Genomic DNA, 15,384 nt, shown 5'->3' on the forward strand with positions numbered 1-15,384 from the left:
CCAATAATCGGGGGCATAGGAAAAGCTAGAGAAGTTGGTGGAAAGGGAAGAGCGCTTGGCGGATACACCAGTACTAAGAGTAAAGGATTTAACAAATCATACGATAAACTTTCTAAAAATATACAAGAAAAAGCAGATGCGGCTTTTAAGCAATTCAAGAAAGATCCGGATCATCCAAGTTTGAATTTCGAGTATCTAAATGGTGCTCCAGATGGTAGAAAGTATGTGTCTGCTAGAGTTGATGGTTCCTATCGGGCTTATGGAATAGTTCGAAAAAACGGTGTAATTGAATGGGTTGGAATAAACAACCACGACTATAAGGCCGTCATTAGGGAACTAAATACCGCTTATTGAGTGTAAGGAGGAGTCAAATGGGATGGAAACATATTGTTCTAGAGGCGAATTGTTTCTATGAAGACAACGAAGAGAATCATGATTCAAAATGCTGTAAGGGAAATATAGGTGTTTATTGTTTAACTTACAACCAAGATGGTCATCAAATTTGTCCCAATTTGGTTTTCGGTAAAAGTAGGACATCTGTTATTGCAACCGATAAAGATGGTAATGCAGTGGACTCTTCTACGTTCTGGACGGACGAAAAATTAAGTTCTGAAGAATGGGTGAGAAGAGAAGAAGAATGGTTAGATGAGAAGAGAAGGCAAATGAATATGAATAGTAAGTAATAATTTGGTAAGGGGAAGAACTAGAGAGTATAATGATATGGCTCCTACTTGAAGTAAACAGTTTTATAATTTCAACTGTCCACCGCAAGGCATATCAGAAATCCTCAAGGTCTTTTTTTACCCCATTCCTTGCCGAATGAATCGGGCGGCATGTCTCGAAAGAACCTAACTCTCGTCAACCCTGTATGATATTTTTCCAATATGGTTGTACGTACGTATAGCATTCAGCAAATTCAGAACAATGCAGCATTTGCGAACTACAGCTATACCTATGATAACAACCGCAACATCGTAGCGAAGAACGACAATGGAGCAGGGTATCAATTCAGCTATGATCCATTGAACCGAATCAAGACCTCAAGCCAGTTTAACGAAGCATACACGTACGATAATAGGGATAACCGCAGAACCCTGCAAAGCGATCAGGTACCGAACATCAAGGGAGCCAGCTACGCATACGACAGCCGCAACCGTCTGACTCAAGTAACAACGGAAGACGGAAAAGCCGTCAGCTATCGCTACAACGGCGATAACCTGATGGTGGAACGCACCGAAGGCGGCATAACGACTCGTTACTACTATGACGACAGAGCAAAGATCGTAGCAGAGGGCAAGGTAGAAGGCAACGGCAGCGTCACCATTACCGCAGCGTATGTCCATGATTCGACCGGCAAGCTGCTGGCTCGTCAAGTACCAGGGCAGGGGATGCAATACTACGTATCCAACGGACATGGCGACATTACGGAAATCCGTGATACCCAAGGCAATGTATTGAACCGCTATACGTACGATATCTGGGGCAATCCATTGGTTCAGGAGGAACAGGTTCCGAACATTTTCCGTTACTCGGGAGAGTATTGGGACGCAGCAACGAATCTGCAATATTTGCGTGCAAGATGGTACGATCCAAGTGTAGGGCGGTTTATTAATGAGGATACGTATGGAGGGGATATCAAGAATCCGCTGAGTTTGAATTAGTATACGTATGTGGATAATCCGTTGAGATGGCTTGATCCAAGTGGACATATAAAAGATAGTTTTGGGGCGACATTACCGATGCCGAGAGATGCAGAGGAAGCAGCAAAGCTAATTTCACAAGCAAACAAACTGGGCATATGCTCAACAACTCTTCAATAAAATCAGGAAAAGGAACGGGAATGTTATGTAAGGGGTGTATCTCTTATTATTGGAGGAAAACTAGGTGCAGAAATCAAAGATGACAAAATGAAATTATATTATCTCGCAACTTATGGTCAAGGGGGAGAAAACCTATCCTTAACAGGGGGGATTTCCCAAACCAATGATTTAATGGGGGAAATGAGCAGTTGGACAGCAAATGGTGGTGCTTCATATGGGGTCTTTTATCTTGGTGAGGCAAGCATTAAATCGGATTCGAAGTATATGGAATTTTCCAGTGGAGGTGGAATTGGAGCGGCCGCTGAAATTTATCTTCTACCAATATCAGGAGAAAAAGAATATTCAATAACTTGGGAATTATCATTCAATCTCGGTAAAAAGCTGCTATTTTACCATCATATGTGGGTGCACTTAATGCTCAAGAGTGGTTAGATATGATTGGAGGAAAAGGGTGGGAAAAGAAAGGAGTGCTCAATGAGTCCATTTTTATTAATTGGGGTTGTAGCTGTGATTTATTCACTGCTTCAAATTACTATTCCGGATATAATTTTGAGTATGAAACCATTCGGTGTTAAGACACGAGAAGCAGTTAGAGTTGGAGGATTTATAACATTACCAATAGGTATACTAATAATTATAGCTGACTTGGTAATGAATTAAGTTGAACAAGTAAGGTGCATGATGAAATGAAGACCTTGTTGGGATTTTTAGTCCCTTCAAGGTTTTTTCTTTGGTGGATGCCCCACCCAGTGCCGAATAAATCGGGCGGCATGTACTTTACCCAGTATAGTTACTTTGGTAGCTTTGATTTAGACGAGGAAGAGTGGAAAAACAAGAATCACTATGGATAACAAAGTAGAAATTTAAAATTATCAAGGAAAAAGTGAAAGACATTAATTACGCTTGGGGTCTGACAACAAGAGTGAGCCACCAAATTTAAGTAAAGATGCAGATGATTTAAATAAGATTGGACAGGTTTCTTGATACGGTAAAGTCTGACGAAACAGGAGAAATGGAATATAATGGGGTCGTTGGAATGATCTAAATCAAGCAAACGAATCTATTACATCTACATTAAGGATGAAATCATCAAAGTTTATCAACACAAAATCCCTTAACGCTAGTATGGAATCGGCATAATGAAGGGGGGGCTTATCGCTTAGAGAACTGACAGATCAGTGAGGAAAGATAGTGAGCTAATTATTTAAAATTTTCGTTCAGGAGGTAATGAGTTTTCATGCCAAGAGCGCTAAGAGTGATGAAATTTTGCTTAATACTATGCTTTTTTGTTATTTGTTATGTCGGAGTGCATGTCCAAAAGGTAGATGCTTACTCACCGAATTTATCTGAGAGGATGCTTCAACAAGATTCGAAGGAGCTTGTGAGCGAACGAACGGATACCTCCAAGACTTTTCTTCATTCCAATAATTCAAGAACTACATATATTTCATCTCGGCCTATGCATTATAGGACGACGAGCGGATGGAAAGACATTAACAACATCTTTAACATATCAAACAACTCAAAAACCATAGCATATATGAATGAAAATGTGTACGAGTTGGACGTTGCAAGGAAAAATGCAGCACTTCATATCAATTATGTAGGCAGCAATATGGCACTAGAACCGTTGAATACCATCTCAAGTTCTCCGCAAGTGAAACAAAACCGGATTTATTATCCTAATCTGTGGTCGAACGCATCATTTCAATATATTTCACAATATGATCAGATGTTTCTTCAGATTCAGCTTCATAATAAGAAGGCCTCGCAAGAATATGAGTTTAAATTGCAATCTAAAGATCTTATCATATCATCCAAAAGTTCAAGCAGACTGGAATTAACAAATAAATTGAATCATGACGAAGTTTTTCAGTTAGATGGGTTCATTATTGATCGGAAAGGAAAGATACGCGATTCCCAATTTTCTATTAAACATGTGAATGTTAATGAATCGGTAGTCAAAGTCAATGTAAATGATAAGGAATTGGAGTATCCGCTTCAGATTGTAATGATGGCGACACCTGGTATCTCGAAAACGTCATCTCCGGATTATTCCAACAGCAACAAAATATATATAGACACACCAAATTTCCCAATTTCGCTAATTGAAAAAATATCATTTACGAGCCACTCCTTCGAACTAACCCCTGATGGAGATTATTATACATTCAGCAGACCGATGAAGGCATATCTTACGCTAGAGGAATATGAGAATGCAGGTTATACAAATTGTAAGGAAGAACCAGGTCTCGACGGAAGGTTGGTTAAGTACATCGGAAAAACTGCTGATGGCGAACCCAATGAGCTGCACGTTGGGAAAGATGAGCTGAGAACTGCTTGGGGAGGGACTACGGGGAAGTTTTATGGAGCAGCCTTTTACTCTCCATTCATATCGAGTTCTAGCTCTATGACATATGTAGAGGTTGCAATCACTTATACCCCGACAACTAGTTTCGCCCCTATTGTCTCAAATTTAAAGCCGAATAATAATGAGGTAGTAACAGATGATACGATTCATCTGTCATGGACATATTCGGATGCAGAAAATCAACGTCAGTCTGCGTATGAGATCGAAATTTTTAATGGTGACAAGGTCTATATAAAGAAAAAAGAGATGATTAATACGAACTCTTTCGAATTACCACCAAATTCTTTATTGAAAAATTTCCATTATTCGTGGAGGGTTAGGGTATGGAATTGTGATAATCAAGTATCTGAGTATTCAGCCCCTGCGACCTTTTATTGGAAAGAAAAAGAGAAGCCACTAAGAGCCTATGAACTATCGAATCATTTTAAGGATGGGACTATCTTTTTCAACTGGAAATATGAATCTCCTAGTAAGAGCCCGCAATCAGCCTATGAAATCAATGTTTATGATGAAAATGGAAAAGAGTTCTTATCGACGGCCAAAATAAATTTGAATAGAAGCTCCCACTCGGCTGAACTGGGTCTATTTAATACCAAGAAGCAATATAGTTGGGAAGTAAGAGTATGGGATGATAAGAACACTGTGTCGGCATATTCGGAGCGTAGGGCGATTATTTGGGGAGACAAGCTTAAGCCATTGCCTCCTTCTCAGCTACAATCTCGTATCACAAACGGTGCTGTAGAATTCCAATGGAACTATAAATCACCGAAGGACAGCCCTCAAGCTGCATATGAACTCTTGGTATATAATCAAAATGGACAAATTGCTCTCCAAACTGGGCGTATAAGCAGCCAACGTTCTCTTCACACTCTTTTACTTAGCAGTATCAATACAAAAGAAACGTATACTTGGAAAGTGCGGGTATGGGATCAAGACAACGGAGTATCTGACTTTTCATCAATATCAATGCTCGATTTGTATCAAGAAGTAGAATATCATTACAACTCGGATGGAAAGCTCATGTTCATTTATTCGAAGAGCAAAAATAAAAAAATTATAGAATATGTATATGATAAAAATGGTAATCTTCTCAAAGTGATTAGATATTAAATCATAAAATGTACGCCTTGGATTGTTAATACTAAACTAGACAACTTTTTTAGGGTCAATTTTTATAATCAACTGGGCTCCTATAGCCTAGTGTTCCATGAATTCGGTGTTTATTGTACCCGTTCACATAATCATTTAACTCCAGTTTCAGATGCTGAAGGCTATTTGTACTTCTCTTTGATCAAATTAACAAAAATAGAAAGTGGATGGGTAAAAAATGGAAAGTGGATGGTTACAAATGATTTCTCAAATGTTAATTTGTAGTTAAATAATTATTTGAACTTAAATAATTATAAATAATTACAAAAGGAGAAATTTATTGTGGGGAATTATCCTAAATATCGCGCAGCAGCTGTCCAGGCTGCACCTGTATACTTGGATTTAGATGCAACAGTTGAAAAATCTTGCAAATTGATTGCTGAAGCAGCATCTAATGATGCAAAATTAGTTGCTTTTCCCGAAGCTTTTCTTCCCGGTTATCCTTGGTTTGCATTTATTGGTCATCCAGAATATACAAAAAAATTCTATCATGATCTCTACAAAAATGCAGTTGAGATTCCTAGCTTAGCTATTCAAAAAATAAGTGAAGCAGCTAGAAAACACGAAACTTACGTATGTATTTCTTGTAGTGAAAAAGATGGTGGATCTTTATATTTAACTCAACTATGGTTTAATCCCAAGGGCGATTTAATTGGAAAACATCGAAAGATGAGAGCGTCTGTTGCTGAAAGACTTATATGGGGAGACGGAAATGGAAGCTTGATGCCCGTATTTAAAACGGAGCTTGGTAATTTGGGTGGACTGATGTGTTGGGAACACCAGGTTCCTTTAAATCTGCTTGCAATGAATTCACAAAATGAACAAGTACATGTAGCCTCCTGGCCAGGATACTTTGATGATGAAATCTCAAGCCGGTACTATGCTATTTCAACTCAAACCTTTGTTTTAATGACATCATCTATATATTCGGAAGAAATGAAAAGTATGATTTGTTTAACACCTGAACAAAAAGAATACTTCGATACATTTAAGAGTGGACATACTTGTATTTATGGACCTGATGGAGAACCAATTAGCGATATGATCCCTGCAGAAACAGAAGGAATCGCTTATGCTGATATAGATATAGAGAAAATAATTGATTATAAATATTACATCGATCCTGCTGGTCACTATTCTAACCAAAGCTTAAGTATGAATTTTAATCAAAATCCTACACCTGTTGTTCGTAAGTTTGGAGATAACGAGACTAAGAAAATTACTTATGAGGAAATCAATCTACAGATTGGCAGTCGAAACTTTTCAGGTGAAAATGCTTCCTTTTAATTTTGTCACACTCCCAAAGCAAAGAAGAGCATTAATCTAATAAAGTGAGATGACATGAGAAAGCGTCTTGAACATCGATCAAATAATGTTCAAGACGCTTCTATTTTCATGCACGTGGCATGGGTAAAAGGGTATGTCGTAAAACCCGGCATCTGAACGACACCGATTTGGCATTATCCTATTTTTCGAAACTACTCTGTGATTTTTCAAAGACAGGCATGATCGCAATTGGCGGAAGAGACAGAAACATCGCTTGGTAACACACATTTTATTTGTCGCCAATGGAACTGACAAATCCGGCGAAAATTGATTGATCCTGTTTGTCATAGCCGAGACCGAAATGTTGTTCGAAGCGGATTCATCCGCATGAGCAAGAGCAGGTGTTGCTCCGGTCGCAAATCTTAAACCTAATGAGAGAGTGAATACTGCAATACCAAATTCTTTTTCGTGAGCATGTTTTGTAATCCTCTCTTTTTATATTTTAATAGAGGACTTTTTCATGCATCTCTTTTGATGCTCCAGTATGTAAATGTCTAGAAGCTGGCTAATTTGGACGACTTCGTCATCGATAAGATTATTCTTTTGGTTCATGAGGCAGGTTAATTCTTGCCTGAGTCGATCAATTTTATTTAATAGATCATCACAGTATATAATAGTCCGTCACCTCGGATTAGGGGGAATAATGGGGCGCCCTGTCTTTACTATTAGTATACAGTGTGTCTATTGAATTCTAATAAAAGGGATTAAAGGGAAACTTTTTAAAATAAAAAAGAGTACCAAGTTGGCACTCTTACCATGGGTGATGTCCGTTATCACTTCCCAATGTCGACAAAAATGTTGTTAGTCCGATAATAACGGTGAAAAGGAGACCATTGTATAGCTTTGCTTTGAAACGTTTCACATGAACCCCTCCAATTTATGTTCTTTAGCTGCGCTGCGTTTATAAAATGTATTCAATTTAGCTAATGTGGATATGGGCATGTCAAGGTTTTGTTGCAGATGGCTATGCACGATTTGATTTATGCATTCTTTTTCGTGATCAGTGTCATTAATTTTTGAATAGTGCAGCGCGCTCTCCAGAAAATCAGATATCCCTTTATCGAGATCGTCAACGGCAATGAAATATTCAGCTCGGTGATAATAATATTCGGCTAGCTGCGAGATTATGTTGGGGTTATTCGTACTAATGGATTTTGGACATATTGGGTATGAAAGTAATTGTTCGGCTTCATATAACCGATTTCCTTTAAAATATATTTTTAATAACTGATTGATTGCTAGAAGAGCATCATCCTGGTTGCATGTTTTTAGAAAGTTCTTAAGCAGTTCGATAGCTACTTCGGAGTTTCCCCTTCTTGCGTTTAATGATGCCTTCATAAGCAGTGAATACGCCTTGATGTGTGGGTAGTCATATTTTTCATATTGTATTGAATAATATTCGGACTTGTCGTAATCCTCAAGATAGAAATAAGAATCGCGCAATATGCCAAGCGCATTGATGTAGTACCAATTGTCTGCATCTGCTTCTTGGAGTACATGAAGGCAGAGATCAATGCTCTCCCGGTATAAAAATAAATTAAACGCGTGAATTCCTAATTTGTAATACAGAATGATTCTGTCCTCGCAGCTTAAAAAATGGGCGTATTCCACAATATATTTACGCCCATTGTAAACCGTACGGAGCCTTGTAAAATCATCTCGTTCGATGAGGTACACCTGGAGTAAGCCTTTTGCCAAAAAAGGCATGATGCCGTGATCGCGTGAGTAGTCAACGATCAATTGGTATAAGGCCAAGCGAATATCCTTGCGTTCCACTGAAGCTGTGAAGCTATATAGGCGTTCGACTAAGGAGTGGCTGTCGTCGCTTGGTGATTCTAGAAACTTGGCACCTACTGTTCGTGCCAGTTCGGCGGAGCCTGAATGCTGGATCACGTCCTGCAGTATATGCAGCCGCATTTCTGCTCGTTTGTCCACGCTTATGTACAGTTCGACAACCGTATCCAACGGGATGCGCAGTGCTTCGACAAGCGGGCGAAGTGTCGTATATTCTGGCCTCTTGACGTCTTCGTTTTCGATTTTGGATATTGTGCCTTTATGAACGCCGGATGTTTCTGACAATTGCGCTAAAGTCATGCCGCTATTGCGCCTATAACTATGTATTAATTCGCCGATGGACAATATCTGTGCCATCCTGTATGCACCTACTCTCATTTTCAATCATATACTCCTATAATTTACCATAGATTTTGTCGAATGGGAATGTTTGGATTGTTTGGATGGGATCAAAAGTTAAAAAAGTGTCGATTATAAGGAAATTAATCAATTCCATTAACAAAAAAGAACCTTGCCCGTACGGTGGCAAGGTTCTCCATGGATGATGCGAGAGACAGCGATCTAAATATCCTCCTCATTCATGTCTCGTGAGCCCCAATAAAATAGGGCAATGACGAAAGCGATGACAATAATGAACGGGGCATAAAAGATTAAAAATTGATTCATCTGCTCTGTGCTCCTTTATATTTAATATAGCACTGCGCGACATTCATATCTGCCGCTTCATCCGCTACATAGCACTGCATGAATACCTTCTCATCCTCTTAGATGTGCTTCTTCCCTGTACGCCCGCCTTTTCCGCTTTTAATCCCCTTCACATAGTTCGCGTCGAACAGGAACAAGCGAAGGAGCAGGAAGAGGGAAGGCAGCAGAATGAGCAGTCCAAGGACGAATACAACGATCAGCGCATAGGCCATAGCCGGATTCGTGACATGCTCATAGACATTGATGTATGGGTAGAGCACATAAGGCAAATGTGCCGAACCGTATCCGAACCATGCGAACCCGAATTGTAAGATGACACATAGAAACGCTAAGCCATAACGGCGTCTTCTCCATACATAATAGACGGCGATGACGAAGAACAGGAAGGACAGAACGAACATCCATGCCCGATCCACCATATTGTTGAAGTGCTCCGCATTATGACCCTGAATGGCGTAGAACACGAACAAGCTGGCTAGGATGGTGGGCGCGGACCACATCAGGGCATATTTGCGCACAATGTTGAGTGCCCCTTTATCCTCAGCTTTGGATGCATAGTACGTCAGGAACATGGCGGAAATGTACAACACGCTGACCAGGGCGAGCACGATAACGGAATAGGGGTAGATGTTAGTGAACAGGCTCAGGAACTGGAATGAAATGCTGCCGTCAGCCCCCTCCGTGATATACCCTCCTTCAGAAATCGCGAGCACGGTGGACAACGCAGCGGGAATGAGCCATCCACTGACTCCATATAGAAACAGGTAGATACGATTACTCTTAACCCCATATGTGCTAAAGGCATAGTACGATCCTCGTAAGGCAAGCAGAATGAGCGCTAGACTGCCTGGGACGAGCAGTGCTGTTCCATAGTAGTACGCGGAATCGGGGAAGAATCCGACCAAGCCAATGTAGAAGAAGACTAAGAACACATTGGTTACTTCCCATACAGGGGACAGGTAACGCTCAATCACGTTATGGATTATATGGCGCTTGCCCGTTACCGAGCTGACATAACTGAAGAAGCCTGCCCCGAAGTCGATGGACGCAACAAGCAGATAGCCGAACAGGAAGATCCATAGAACGGTGATGCCGACTAATTCGTAACTCATTTCTTCCCTCCTCCTTCCCAGCCAAGTGCCTTAATTTCGTCTTCAGCAGGGTTGTGCTTGAACATGCGAATGAGCACCCGAATAGCAGTCACTGTGATTAATAGATAGAGCAGCGTGAACAGCCACAGCATTGTATCCACGTGATTGGATGTTGTTGCGCCCTCGGTTACCGTCATGACTTTCCATAGAATCCAAGGCTGCCGTCCAATCTCAGCGAACATCCATCCGAATTCGATAGCCAACACCGAGAGCGGAGCGCCAAGCACAACGGCTCTTAGCAGCAGACGATTATGCGGCTTTTTCAGACTTTGCCGGCGATTGCGCATGAACCAGATGACATACCATAGGGACACGACCGTTAAATACATGCCGATAAACACCATGGAGTCGAAGAAGTAGTGGGATGCCTTAAGCGGAGGTCTCTCCTCCACGGGCACTTCGTTCAATCCCTTCACGACAGTATCGGGGGTGCCGCCTGCTAATATGCTCAAGGCAAATGGGATATGAAATCCGTATTTTACCTCATTATTTTCGGTAAGAATGCCACCGAAGACGAGCTCAGCATGGGACTTCGTCTCGAAGTGCCATTCTGCTGCCGCCAGCTTCTCGGGCTGATATTCATGCAAATACTTGCCTGAGAAGTCGCCGATGACGGCTGTTGCGACAGAGAAGAGCAGGGCGGTCACCATCGACATGCGGAGCGCTTTTTTGTAATACGCGTGAGTGCGGCCGCGCAGTAGAGACATAGCAGAGATGGCTGCCATGATGAAGGCGCAAGTCACATAGGCGGTCGCGAGTACATGTCCAACTTTCGTTGGCATGGCTGGATTGAACATCGCTACGATGGGTTCAATATTCGTCATTTTCCCGTTCACCAAATCAAATCCGCGTGGTGCATTCATAAAGCCGTTAACAGCCGTAATGAAGAAGGCAGAGGCTGAGGAGCCTATAGCGACCGGGACGAGCAGAAGGAAATGATAGATGCGGTTCGGGAAGCGATCCCAGGTGTATAAATAGATGCCAAGAAAGATGGCTTCCACAAAAAACGCGAATGTCTCCATGAATAAAGGCAAAGCGATAGCCTGTCCTGCAACCCGCATAAAGTTCGGCCACAACAAGCTCAACTGTAGACCGATGCATGTCCCTGTTACGACGCCTACAGCTACAGTAACCGTGAACCCGCGAGCCCAGCGGCGCGCCATAAGCAGATAATAGGAGTCGCCTCGCTTAATGCCGATCCATTCCGCAAGTGCAATCATTAACGGCATTCCGACACCAATAGTGGCGTATACGATATGTACGAACAGTGTTAGCCCGGTAAGTATGCGGCTGAAAATAACCGGATCATAGGTGAGCATGTGAGGTCAACACTCCTTCAAATATAAGTTCCGATCGTTCAGAATAGCCTTCGCAAGAAGGACAGCAGCATGATCGCGCCAACAACAAAGCAGACGACGATAAGCATTTTTTCTTGCTTTCTTATTTTTTCAATATGGTTGTTATCAGATCCCATTCATAGTCCCTCCCTTTATCCCGAGAGAACGATCCCCGAAAAATAGGTTTGCCCTTGAAAAAGCTCCTAGTGAAATGATGCCCGTTTTTTCGATGTCTATGATGAAATCGTGAAAGTTAGTCTTATCAAGATATGAAAATGAGGAAAAGTCGATTTACAAAATCTTAAAACACGCAATATGGCAGCATTAACATTACCGTGCTACATTGGGACTAAAGACCGATAACAGGACTAGAGTAGGAGTGGGAGCTTATGACGATGTTGCTAACGAAGATGGAAGTAAGACGAGAGGGAGCGAATCGACAATCCATAATGAAGAGAGAGTATGAGGATCTCATTCAATTCGCACCGATCATTCTTGCCAGCACCACCATTGAAGAAGCGGATCATCGATTTCGAGAGGATGGCTCGCTGCGCTGCCTTGTCATAGGAACTGATCATTCTGAACCGATTGGCATTGTGATGCGGGAGAGATTCCATGAAAAAATGAGCAAGCGATTCTCTCCTGCACTTTATTACGAAAAACCAATTGTACGCGTAATGGATAATGAGGCACTCATTGTCGAATGCGGTATTGAAACTGAACAACTATTGGATATGTCAGCGTCCCGTTCTGAGGAACGAATGTACGACAGTATTGTGGTCACACGTGGGGGCAAATATGTCGGAATACTCACCTCCAAGCAGCTGTCATCCTTATCCAATCAAATACGACTCGAAGCGAAGCAGAAGGAATCGGAGGTTATTACGTCCACGCGGGGAGCATTGCACAGCATATTAACAGAAACAGAGCATGTCCGCCAAGCTTCAGCAGATGGCAAATCGCACGCAGATCGGATGATCGACGAAACATTGACGGGAAAGACTGTGCTTGATCAGGTATCTTCAGCATTTCAACAGGTGTCAATACGTGTGGAGAGCCAGGCAAGACAAACAAAGAAATTGACAGAGCATACAACAGCGGTGGCGGATGCCGTCAGCGTTATTCGCTCATGGTCGGATTCTTGTCATATGCTGGCGCTCAATGCATCCATTGAAGCTGCGCGTACAGGGGAGCATGGGCGCGGGTTCGAGGTGGTTGCGTCCGAGGTGCGCAAGCTGGCTTCGTTAACCAAGGCAGCCACCGAGCAAATCGATGAGACGCTCCATCAGATGATGGAAGCTTTAACGCTGACGATTACGACTGGCGATCAAGCTCATTCCGAAGTGAATACGACGCTTGAAGGCTTGAACGCTGCCTTGTCCAAGTTCGAGCAACTGTTCCGTGCCATAGCAGAAAATCGCAATCGATTGGATCAAGTAGATGCTTACGCAGCACGCATGGCTGTGACAGCGAATGAGGCAAATCGACAGTTACAGACAATGTCAGCGGAAGATTGATTTTTTTACATTCCGTTAACAAATAAACCAAACAGTCTTAACAAACAGCCATTAACATACTAGATGTGAGACAAACAACGAATACATTACAACACAACACATGGGAATCAATCAAAAGGAGTGGATTGTCTTGAAAAAATGGGGAAAACAAATCATGATGCTCACGCTCGTAGCAGCGTTGACAGTAGTATTGGCTGCTTGTGGAGGCAAGAAGGATGATGCTTCTGCAAATCAAGGAAACAACGCGGCAACAACGGAAACGAACAATTCGGCGAAGGAAACGACTAGCCCTGAGAAGTTGACAGGCACGATCGAAATAGATGGATCCAGCACAGTATATCCAATCGCAGAAGCGATTGCAGAAGAGTTCGGCAAAGAGAACGGCGAAGTACGCGTATCGGTTGGTACAGCAGGTACAGGCGGCGGTTTCAAACGCTTCATTAATAGCGAGACAGCAATCAGCAACGCTTCTCGTCCAATCAAAGAAAAAGAAGCAGCTGCTGCAAAAGAAAAAGGGATCGACTACTTGGAATTGTCTGTGGCCTATGATGGCTTGTCCATCGTAGTGAATAAGGACAACACTTGGGTGGATCACATTACAACAGATGAACTGAAGAAAATCTATGAGCCTAACTCGAAAGTAAAAACATGGGCTGACGTTCGTGCAGGATGGCCAGCAGAAGATATTAAAATTTATTCGCCGGATACAAACCACGGCACATTCGACTACTTCACTGAAGAAATCAACGGCAAAGCACAAGAGAGCCGCAATGACAAGCAAATCACATTCAGTGCCGATACGAATGCTATCGTGCAAGGGGTATCTGGTGATAAGAACGCTATGGGCTACTTCGGATTCTCTTACTACGAAGAGAACCAAGACAAGCTGAAGCTAATACCAGTTGACGGCGGCAAAGGCGCAATCGCTCCTTCTGAAGAGACAATTAAAGATGGAAGTTATGCACCACTGTCCCGCCCGCTCTTCATCTATGTGAACAAGAAGAAGCTGGAGCAGCCAGAAGTGAAAGCATTCGTTGATTACTATATGAAAAATGTAGGCAACATCGCGAAGGAAGTCGGATACGTTGCACTTCCACAAGAAAAATACGATGAGCAAATGAACTTGTTGAAATAAGAGAAGTACTGACTTCGGCTTCGGTTATAGTCAGCATCATACTAGCAGTGAAATGTGATGTCTCTCCAAAAACAAATGTTTGAGGCATCACATTTTCACGAAGTCAATGTTAACGAATTGTAAAAGAACGCAAAGAGAGGTTAGGGCTATGCAGGGTAATCTCCCGCAGCGAGAGACGACGATATCATTCAAAAATGGCAAAGTACATGTAACCGATAAAATTGTTCCGATTTTATTATTTCTATGTGCCGCTTTGTCTGTAGCGACAACCATCGGGATTGTTTACACGCTCTTTTCTGAAACGTTCTCTTTCTTGAAGCAAGTCAAGATTACAGAATTCTTGTTCGGTACAACGTGGAGCCCGCTCATATCACCGAAGTCCTTCGGCATCCTGCCGCTGCTAGGTGGTACGTTAATGATTACGGTTATTGCTTGTCTGGTTGCGATACCGATTGGACTTGCAAGTGCAATCTACTTGAGCGAATATGCACCTACCCGTGTTCGCAAAATTGTGAAGCCGATTCTTGAAGTATTGGCTGGTATCCCAACGATTGTCTACGGTTATTTTGCTCTGACCTTCGTTACGCCATTATTGAAATTTATTTTCCCATCGACGGGAATGTTCAATGCGTTAAGCGCAGGTCTTGTTGTCGGGATTATGATTATTCCGATGGTCTCTTCCTTGTCTGAGGATGCGATGTCGGCAGTACCGCGCAGCTTGCGAAATGGGGCATATGCACTCGGGGCAACAAGATTTGAGGTTGCGTTGAAAATTGTGGTTCCAGCAGCTTTCTCGGGTATCGTATCATCTGCTGTACTTGCCTTCTCGCGCGCAATTGGCGAGACGATGATTGTAACGATTGCTGCAGGTGCAACACCGCATTTGACCTGGAATCCGCTAGAGAGCATCCAGACGATGACGGCTTATATTGTACAGGTCAGCATGGGAGATACACCGCATGGCTCCATTGAGTATGGAACGATATTTGCTGTTGGTATGACCTTGTTCGTGATTACGTTCCTGCTTAATATTTTGGCGCTGTGGGTAGCAAGACGCTTCAGGGAGGAGTACTAAGCTA

15 protein-coding genes and 1 pseudogene are annotated in these 15,384 nt (G+C 42.3%); 10 read left to right on the forward strand and 6 right to left on the reverse strand.

Going from position 1 to position 15,384, the window contains the following annotated elements; translation table 11 throughout:
- From BP95_RS33670 to BP95_RS0128410, 6 genes are all read left to right on the forward strand, one after another.
- Window positions 1-354: hypothetical protein (locus BP95_RS33670; protein ID WP_051614217.1), on the forward strand; the 354-nt coding region annotated here is incomplete at its 5' end.
- A gap of 17 nt (window positions 355-371) precedes the next feature.
- Window positions 372-683: a hypothetical protein gene (locus tag BP95_RS0128385; protein WP_028533807.1), complete on the forward strand. Its 312-nt coding sequence runs from the start codon at window positions 372-374 to the stop codon at window positions 681-683.
- A 201-nt stretch (window positions 684-884) separates the two neighbouring features.
- Window positions 885-1,661 (forward strand): RHS repeat-associated core domain-containing protein, encoded by a 777-nt coding sequence (locus tag BP95_RS0128390; RefSeq protein WP_028533808.1) that lies wholly within the window; start codon window positions 885-887, stop codon window positions 1,659-1,661.
- Between the two features lie 246 nt (window positions 1,662-1,907).
- Window positions 1,908-2,252, forward strand: a complete 345-nt coding sequence (locus BP95_RS0128395) for a hypothetical protein (protein WP_028533809.1) — start codon at window positions 1,908-1,910, stop codon at window positions 2,250-2,252.
- 42 nt (window positions 2,253-2,294) lie between these two features.
- Window positions 2,295-2,480 (forward strand): hypothetical protein, encoded by a 186-nt coding sequence (locus tag BP95_RS0128400; protein WP_028533810.1) that lies wholly within the window; start codon window positions 2,295-2,297, stop codon window positions 2,478-2,480.
- A gap of 577 nt (window positions 2,481-3,057) precedes the next feature.
- A complete protein-coding gene (locus tag BP95_RS0128410) occupies window positions 3,058-5,301 on the forward strand; it encodes a glycoside hydrolase family 78 protein (protein ID WP_028533811.1) in 2,244 nt (747 codons plus the stop codon).
- A gap of 55 nt (window positions 5,302-5,356) precedes the next feature.
- On the opposite strand, the pseudogene BP95_RS32810 reads toward BP95_RS0128410, so the two are convergent.
- A pseudogene (locus tag BP95_RS32810) lies at window positions 5,357-5,455 on the reverse strand (IS3 family transposase); the annotation flags it as partial.
- Window positions 5,456-5,619: 164 nt separating this feature from the next.
- On the opposite strand from BP95_RS32810, the gene BP95_RS0128415 reads away from it, so the two are divergent.
- Window positions 5,620-6,627, forward strand: coding sequence for a carbon-nitrogen hydrolase family protein (locus tag BP95_RS0128415; RefSeq protein WP_028533812.1), 1,008 nt, complete (start codon window positions 5,620-5,622; stop codon window positions 6,625-6,627).
- Between the two features lie 474 nt (window positions 6,628-7,101).
- Here the strand turns inward: BP95_RS0128415 and BP95_RS32820 are convergent, their stop codons facing one another.
- From BP95_RS32820 to BP95_RS0128440, 5 genes are all read right to left on the reverse strand, one after another.
- On the reverse strand, window positions 7,102-7,281 hold the full coding sequence (locus BP95_RS32820; protein WP_331281233.1) for an aspartyl-phosphate phosphatase Spo0E family protein: 180 nt from the start codon (window positions 7,279-7,281) through the stop codon (window positions 7,102-7,104).
- Between the two features lie 243 nt (window positions 7,282-7,524).
- Window positions 7,525-8,817, reverse strand: coding sequence for a helix-turn-helix domain-containing protein (locus tag BP95_RS0128420; protein WP_028533813.1), 1,293 nt, complete (start codon window positions 8,815-8,817; stop codon window positions 7,525-7,527).
- Window positions 8,818-9,021: 204 nt separating this feature from the next.
- Window positions 9,022-9,126 (reverse strand): cytochrome bd oxidase small subunit CydS family protein, encoded by a 105-nt coding sequence (cydS, locus tag BP95_RS34690; RefSeq protein ID WP_419149824.1) that lies wholly within the window; start codon window positions 9,124-9,126, stop codon window positions 9,022-9,024.
- A 98-nt stretch (window positions 9,127-9,224) separates the two neighbouring features.
- Window positions 9,225-10,277 (reverse strand): cytochrome d ubiquinol oxidase subunit II, encoded by a 1,053-nt coding sequence (locus tag BP95_RS0128435; protein ID WP_028533814.1) that lies wholly within the window; start codon window positions 10,275-10,277, stop codon window positions 9,225-9,227.
- Complete coding sequence (locus BP95_RS0128440) at window positions 10,274-11,635, reverse strand: cytochrome ubiquinol oxidase subunit I (RefSeq protein WP_021252123.1); 1,362 nt, start codon at window positions 11,633-11,635, stop codon at window positions 10,274-10,276. The genes BP95_RS0128435 and BP95_RS0128440 overlap by 4 nt, the downstream gene beginning before the upstream one ends.
- A 407-nt stretch (window positions 11,636-12,042) precedes the next feature.
- On the opposite strand from BP95_RS0128440, the gene BP95_RS0128450 reads away from it, so the two are divergent.
- The 3 genes from BP95_RS0128450 (at window position 12,043) to pstC (ending at window position 15,380) form a co-directional block, all read left to right on the forward strand.
- Window positions 12,043-13,170: a methyl-accepting chemotaxis protein gene (locus BP95_RS0128450; RefSeq protein WP_028533815.1), complete on the forward strand. Its 1,128-nt coding sequence runs from the start codon at window positions 12,043-12,045 to the stop codon at window positions 13,168-13,170.
- Between the two features lie 130 nt (window positions 13,171-13,300).
- Window positions 13,301-14,305 (forward strand): PstS family phosphate ABC transporter substrate-binding protein, encoded by a 1,005-nt coding sequence (locus tag BP95_RS0128455; protein ID WP_028533816.1) that lies wholly within the window; start codon window positions 13,301-13,303, stop codon window positions 14,303-14,305.
- A gap of 148 nt (window positions 14,306-14,453) precedes the next feature.
- On the forward strand, window positions 14,454-15,380 hold the full coding sequence (pstC, locus tag BP95_RS0128460; RefSeq protein ID WP_021252120.1) for a phosphate ABC transporter permease subunit PstC: 927 nt from the start codon (window positions 14,454-14,456) through the stop codon (window positions 15,378-15,380).
- Window positions 15,381-15,384 lie beyond the last annotated feature (4 nt).

The sequence above is a fragment of the Paenibacillus sp. UNC217MF genome (assembly GCF_000686865.1).
Lineage (GTDB): Bacteria > Bacillota > Bacilli > Paenibacillales > Paenibacillaceae > Paenibacillus_B > Paenibacillus_B suaedae.

Excerpts from the sequence above, each read along its gene's own strand:
- BP95_RS0128385 (WP_028533807.1), top strand. The coding sequence starts at position 372 with ATGGGATGGAAACATATTGTTCTAGAGGCGAATTGTTTCTATGAAGAC.
- BP95_RS0128390 (WP_028533808.1), top strand. The coding sequence starts at position 885 with ATGGTTGTACGTACGTATAGCATTCAGCAAATTCAGAACAATGCAGCA.
- BP95_RS0128395 (WP_028533809.1), top strand. The coding sequence starts at position 1,908 with ATGAAATTATATTATCTCGCAACTTATGGTCAAGGGGGAGAAAACCTA.
- BP95_RS0128400 (WP_028533810.1), top strand. The coding sequence starts at position 2,295 with ATGAGTCCATTTTTATTAATTGGGGTTGTAGCTGTGATTTATTCACTG.
- BP95_RS0128410 (WP_028533811.1), top strand. The coding sequence starts at position 3,058 with ATGCCAAGAGCGCTAAGAGTGATGAAATTTTGCTTAATACTATGCTTT.
- BP95_RS0128420 (WP_028533813.1), bottom strand. The coding sequence starts at position 8,817 with ATGGCACAGATATTGTCCATCGGCGAATTAATACATAGTTATAGGCGC.
- cydS (WP_419149824.1), bottom strand. The coding sequence starts at position 9,126 with ATGAATCAATTTTTAATCTTTTATGCCCCGTTCATTATTGTCATCGCT.
- BP95_RS0128435 (WP_028533814.1), bottom strand. The coding sequence starts at position 10,277 with ATGAGTTACGAATTAGTCGGCATCACCGTTCTATGGATCTTCCTGTTC.
- BP95_RS0128440 (WP_021252123.1), bottom strand. The coding sequence starts at position 11,635 with ATGCTCACCTATGATCCGGTTATTTTCAGCCGCATACTTACCGGGCTA.
- BP95_RS0128450 (WP_028533815.1), top strand. The coding sequence starts at position 12,043 with ATGACGATGTTGCTAACGAAGATGGAAGTAAGACGAGAGGGAGCGAAT.
- pstC (WP_021252120.1), top strand. The coding sequence starts at position 14,454 with ATGCAGGGTAATCTCCCGCAGCGAGAGACGACGATATCATTCAAAAAT.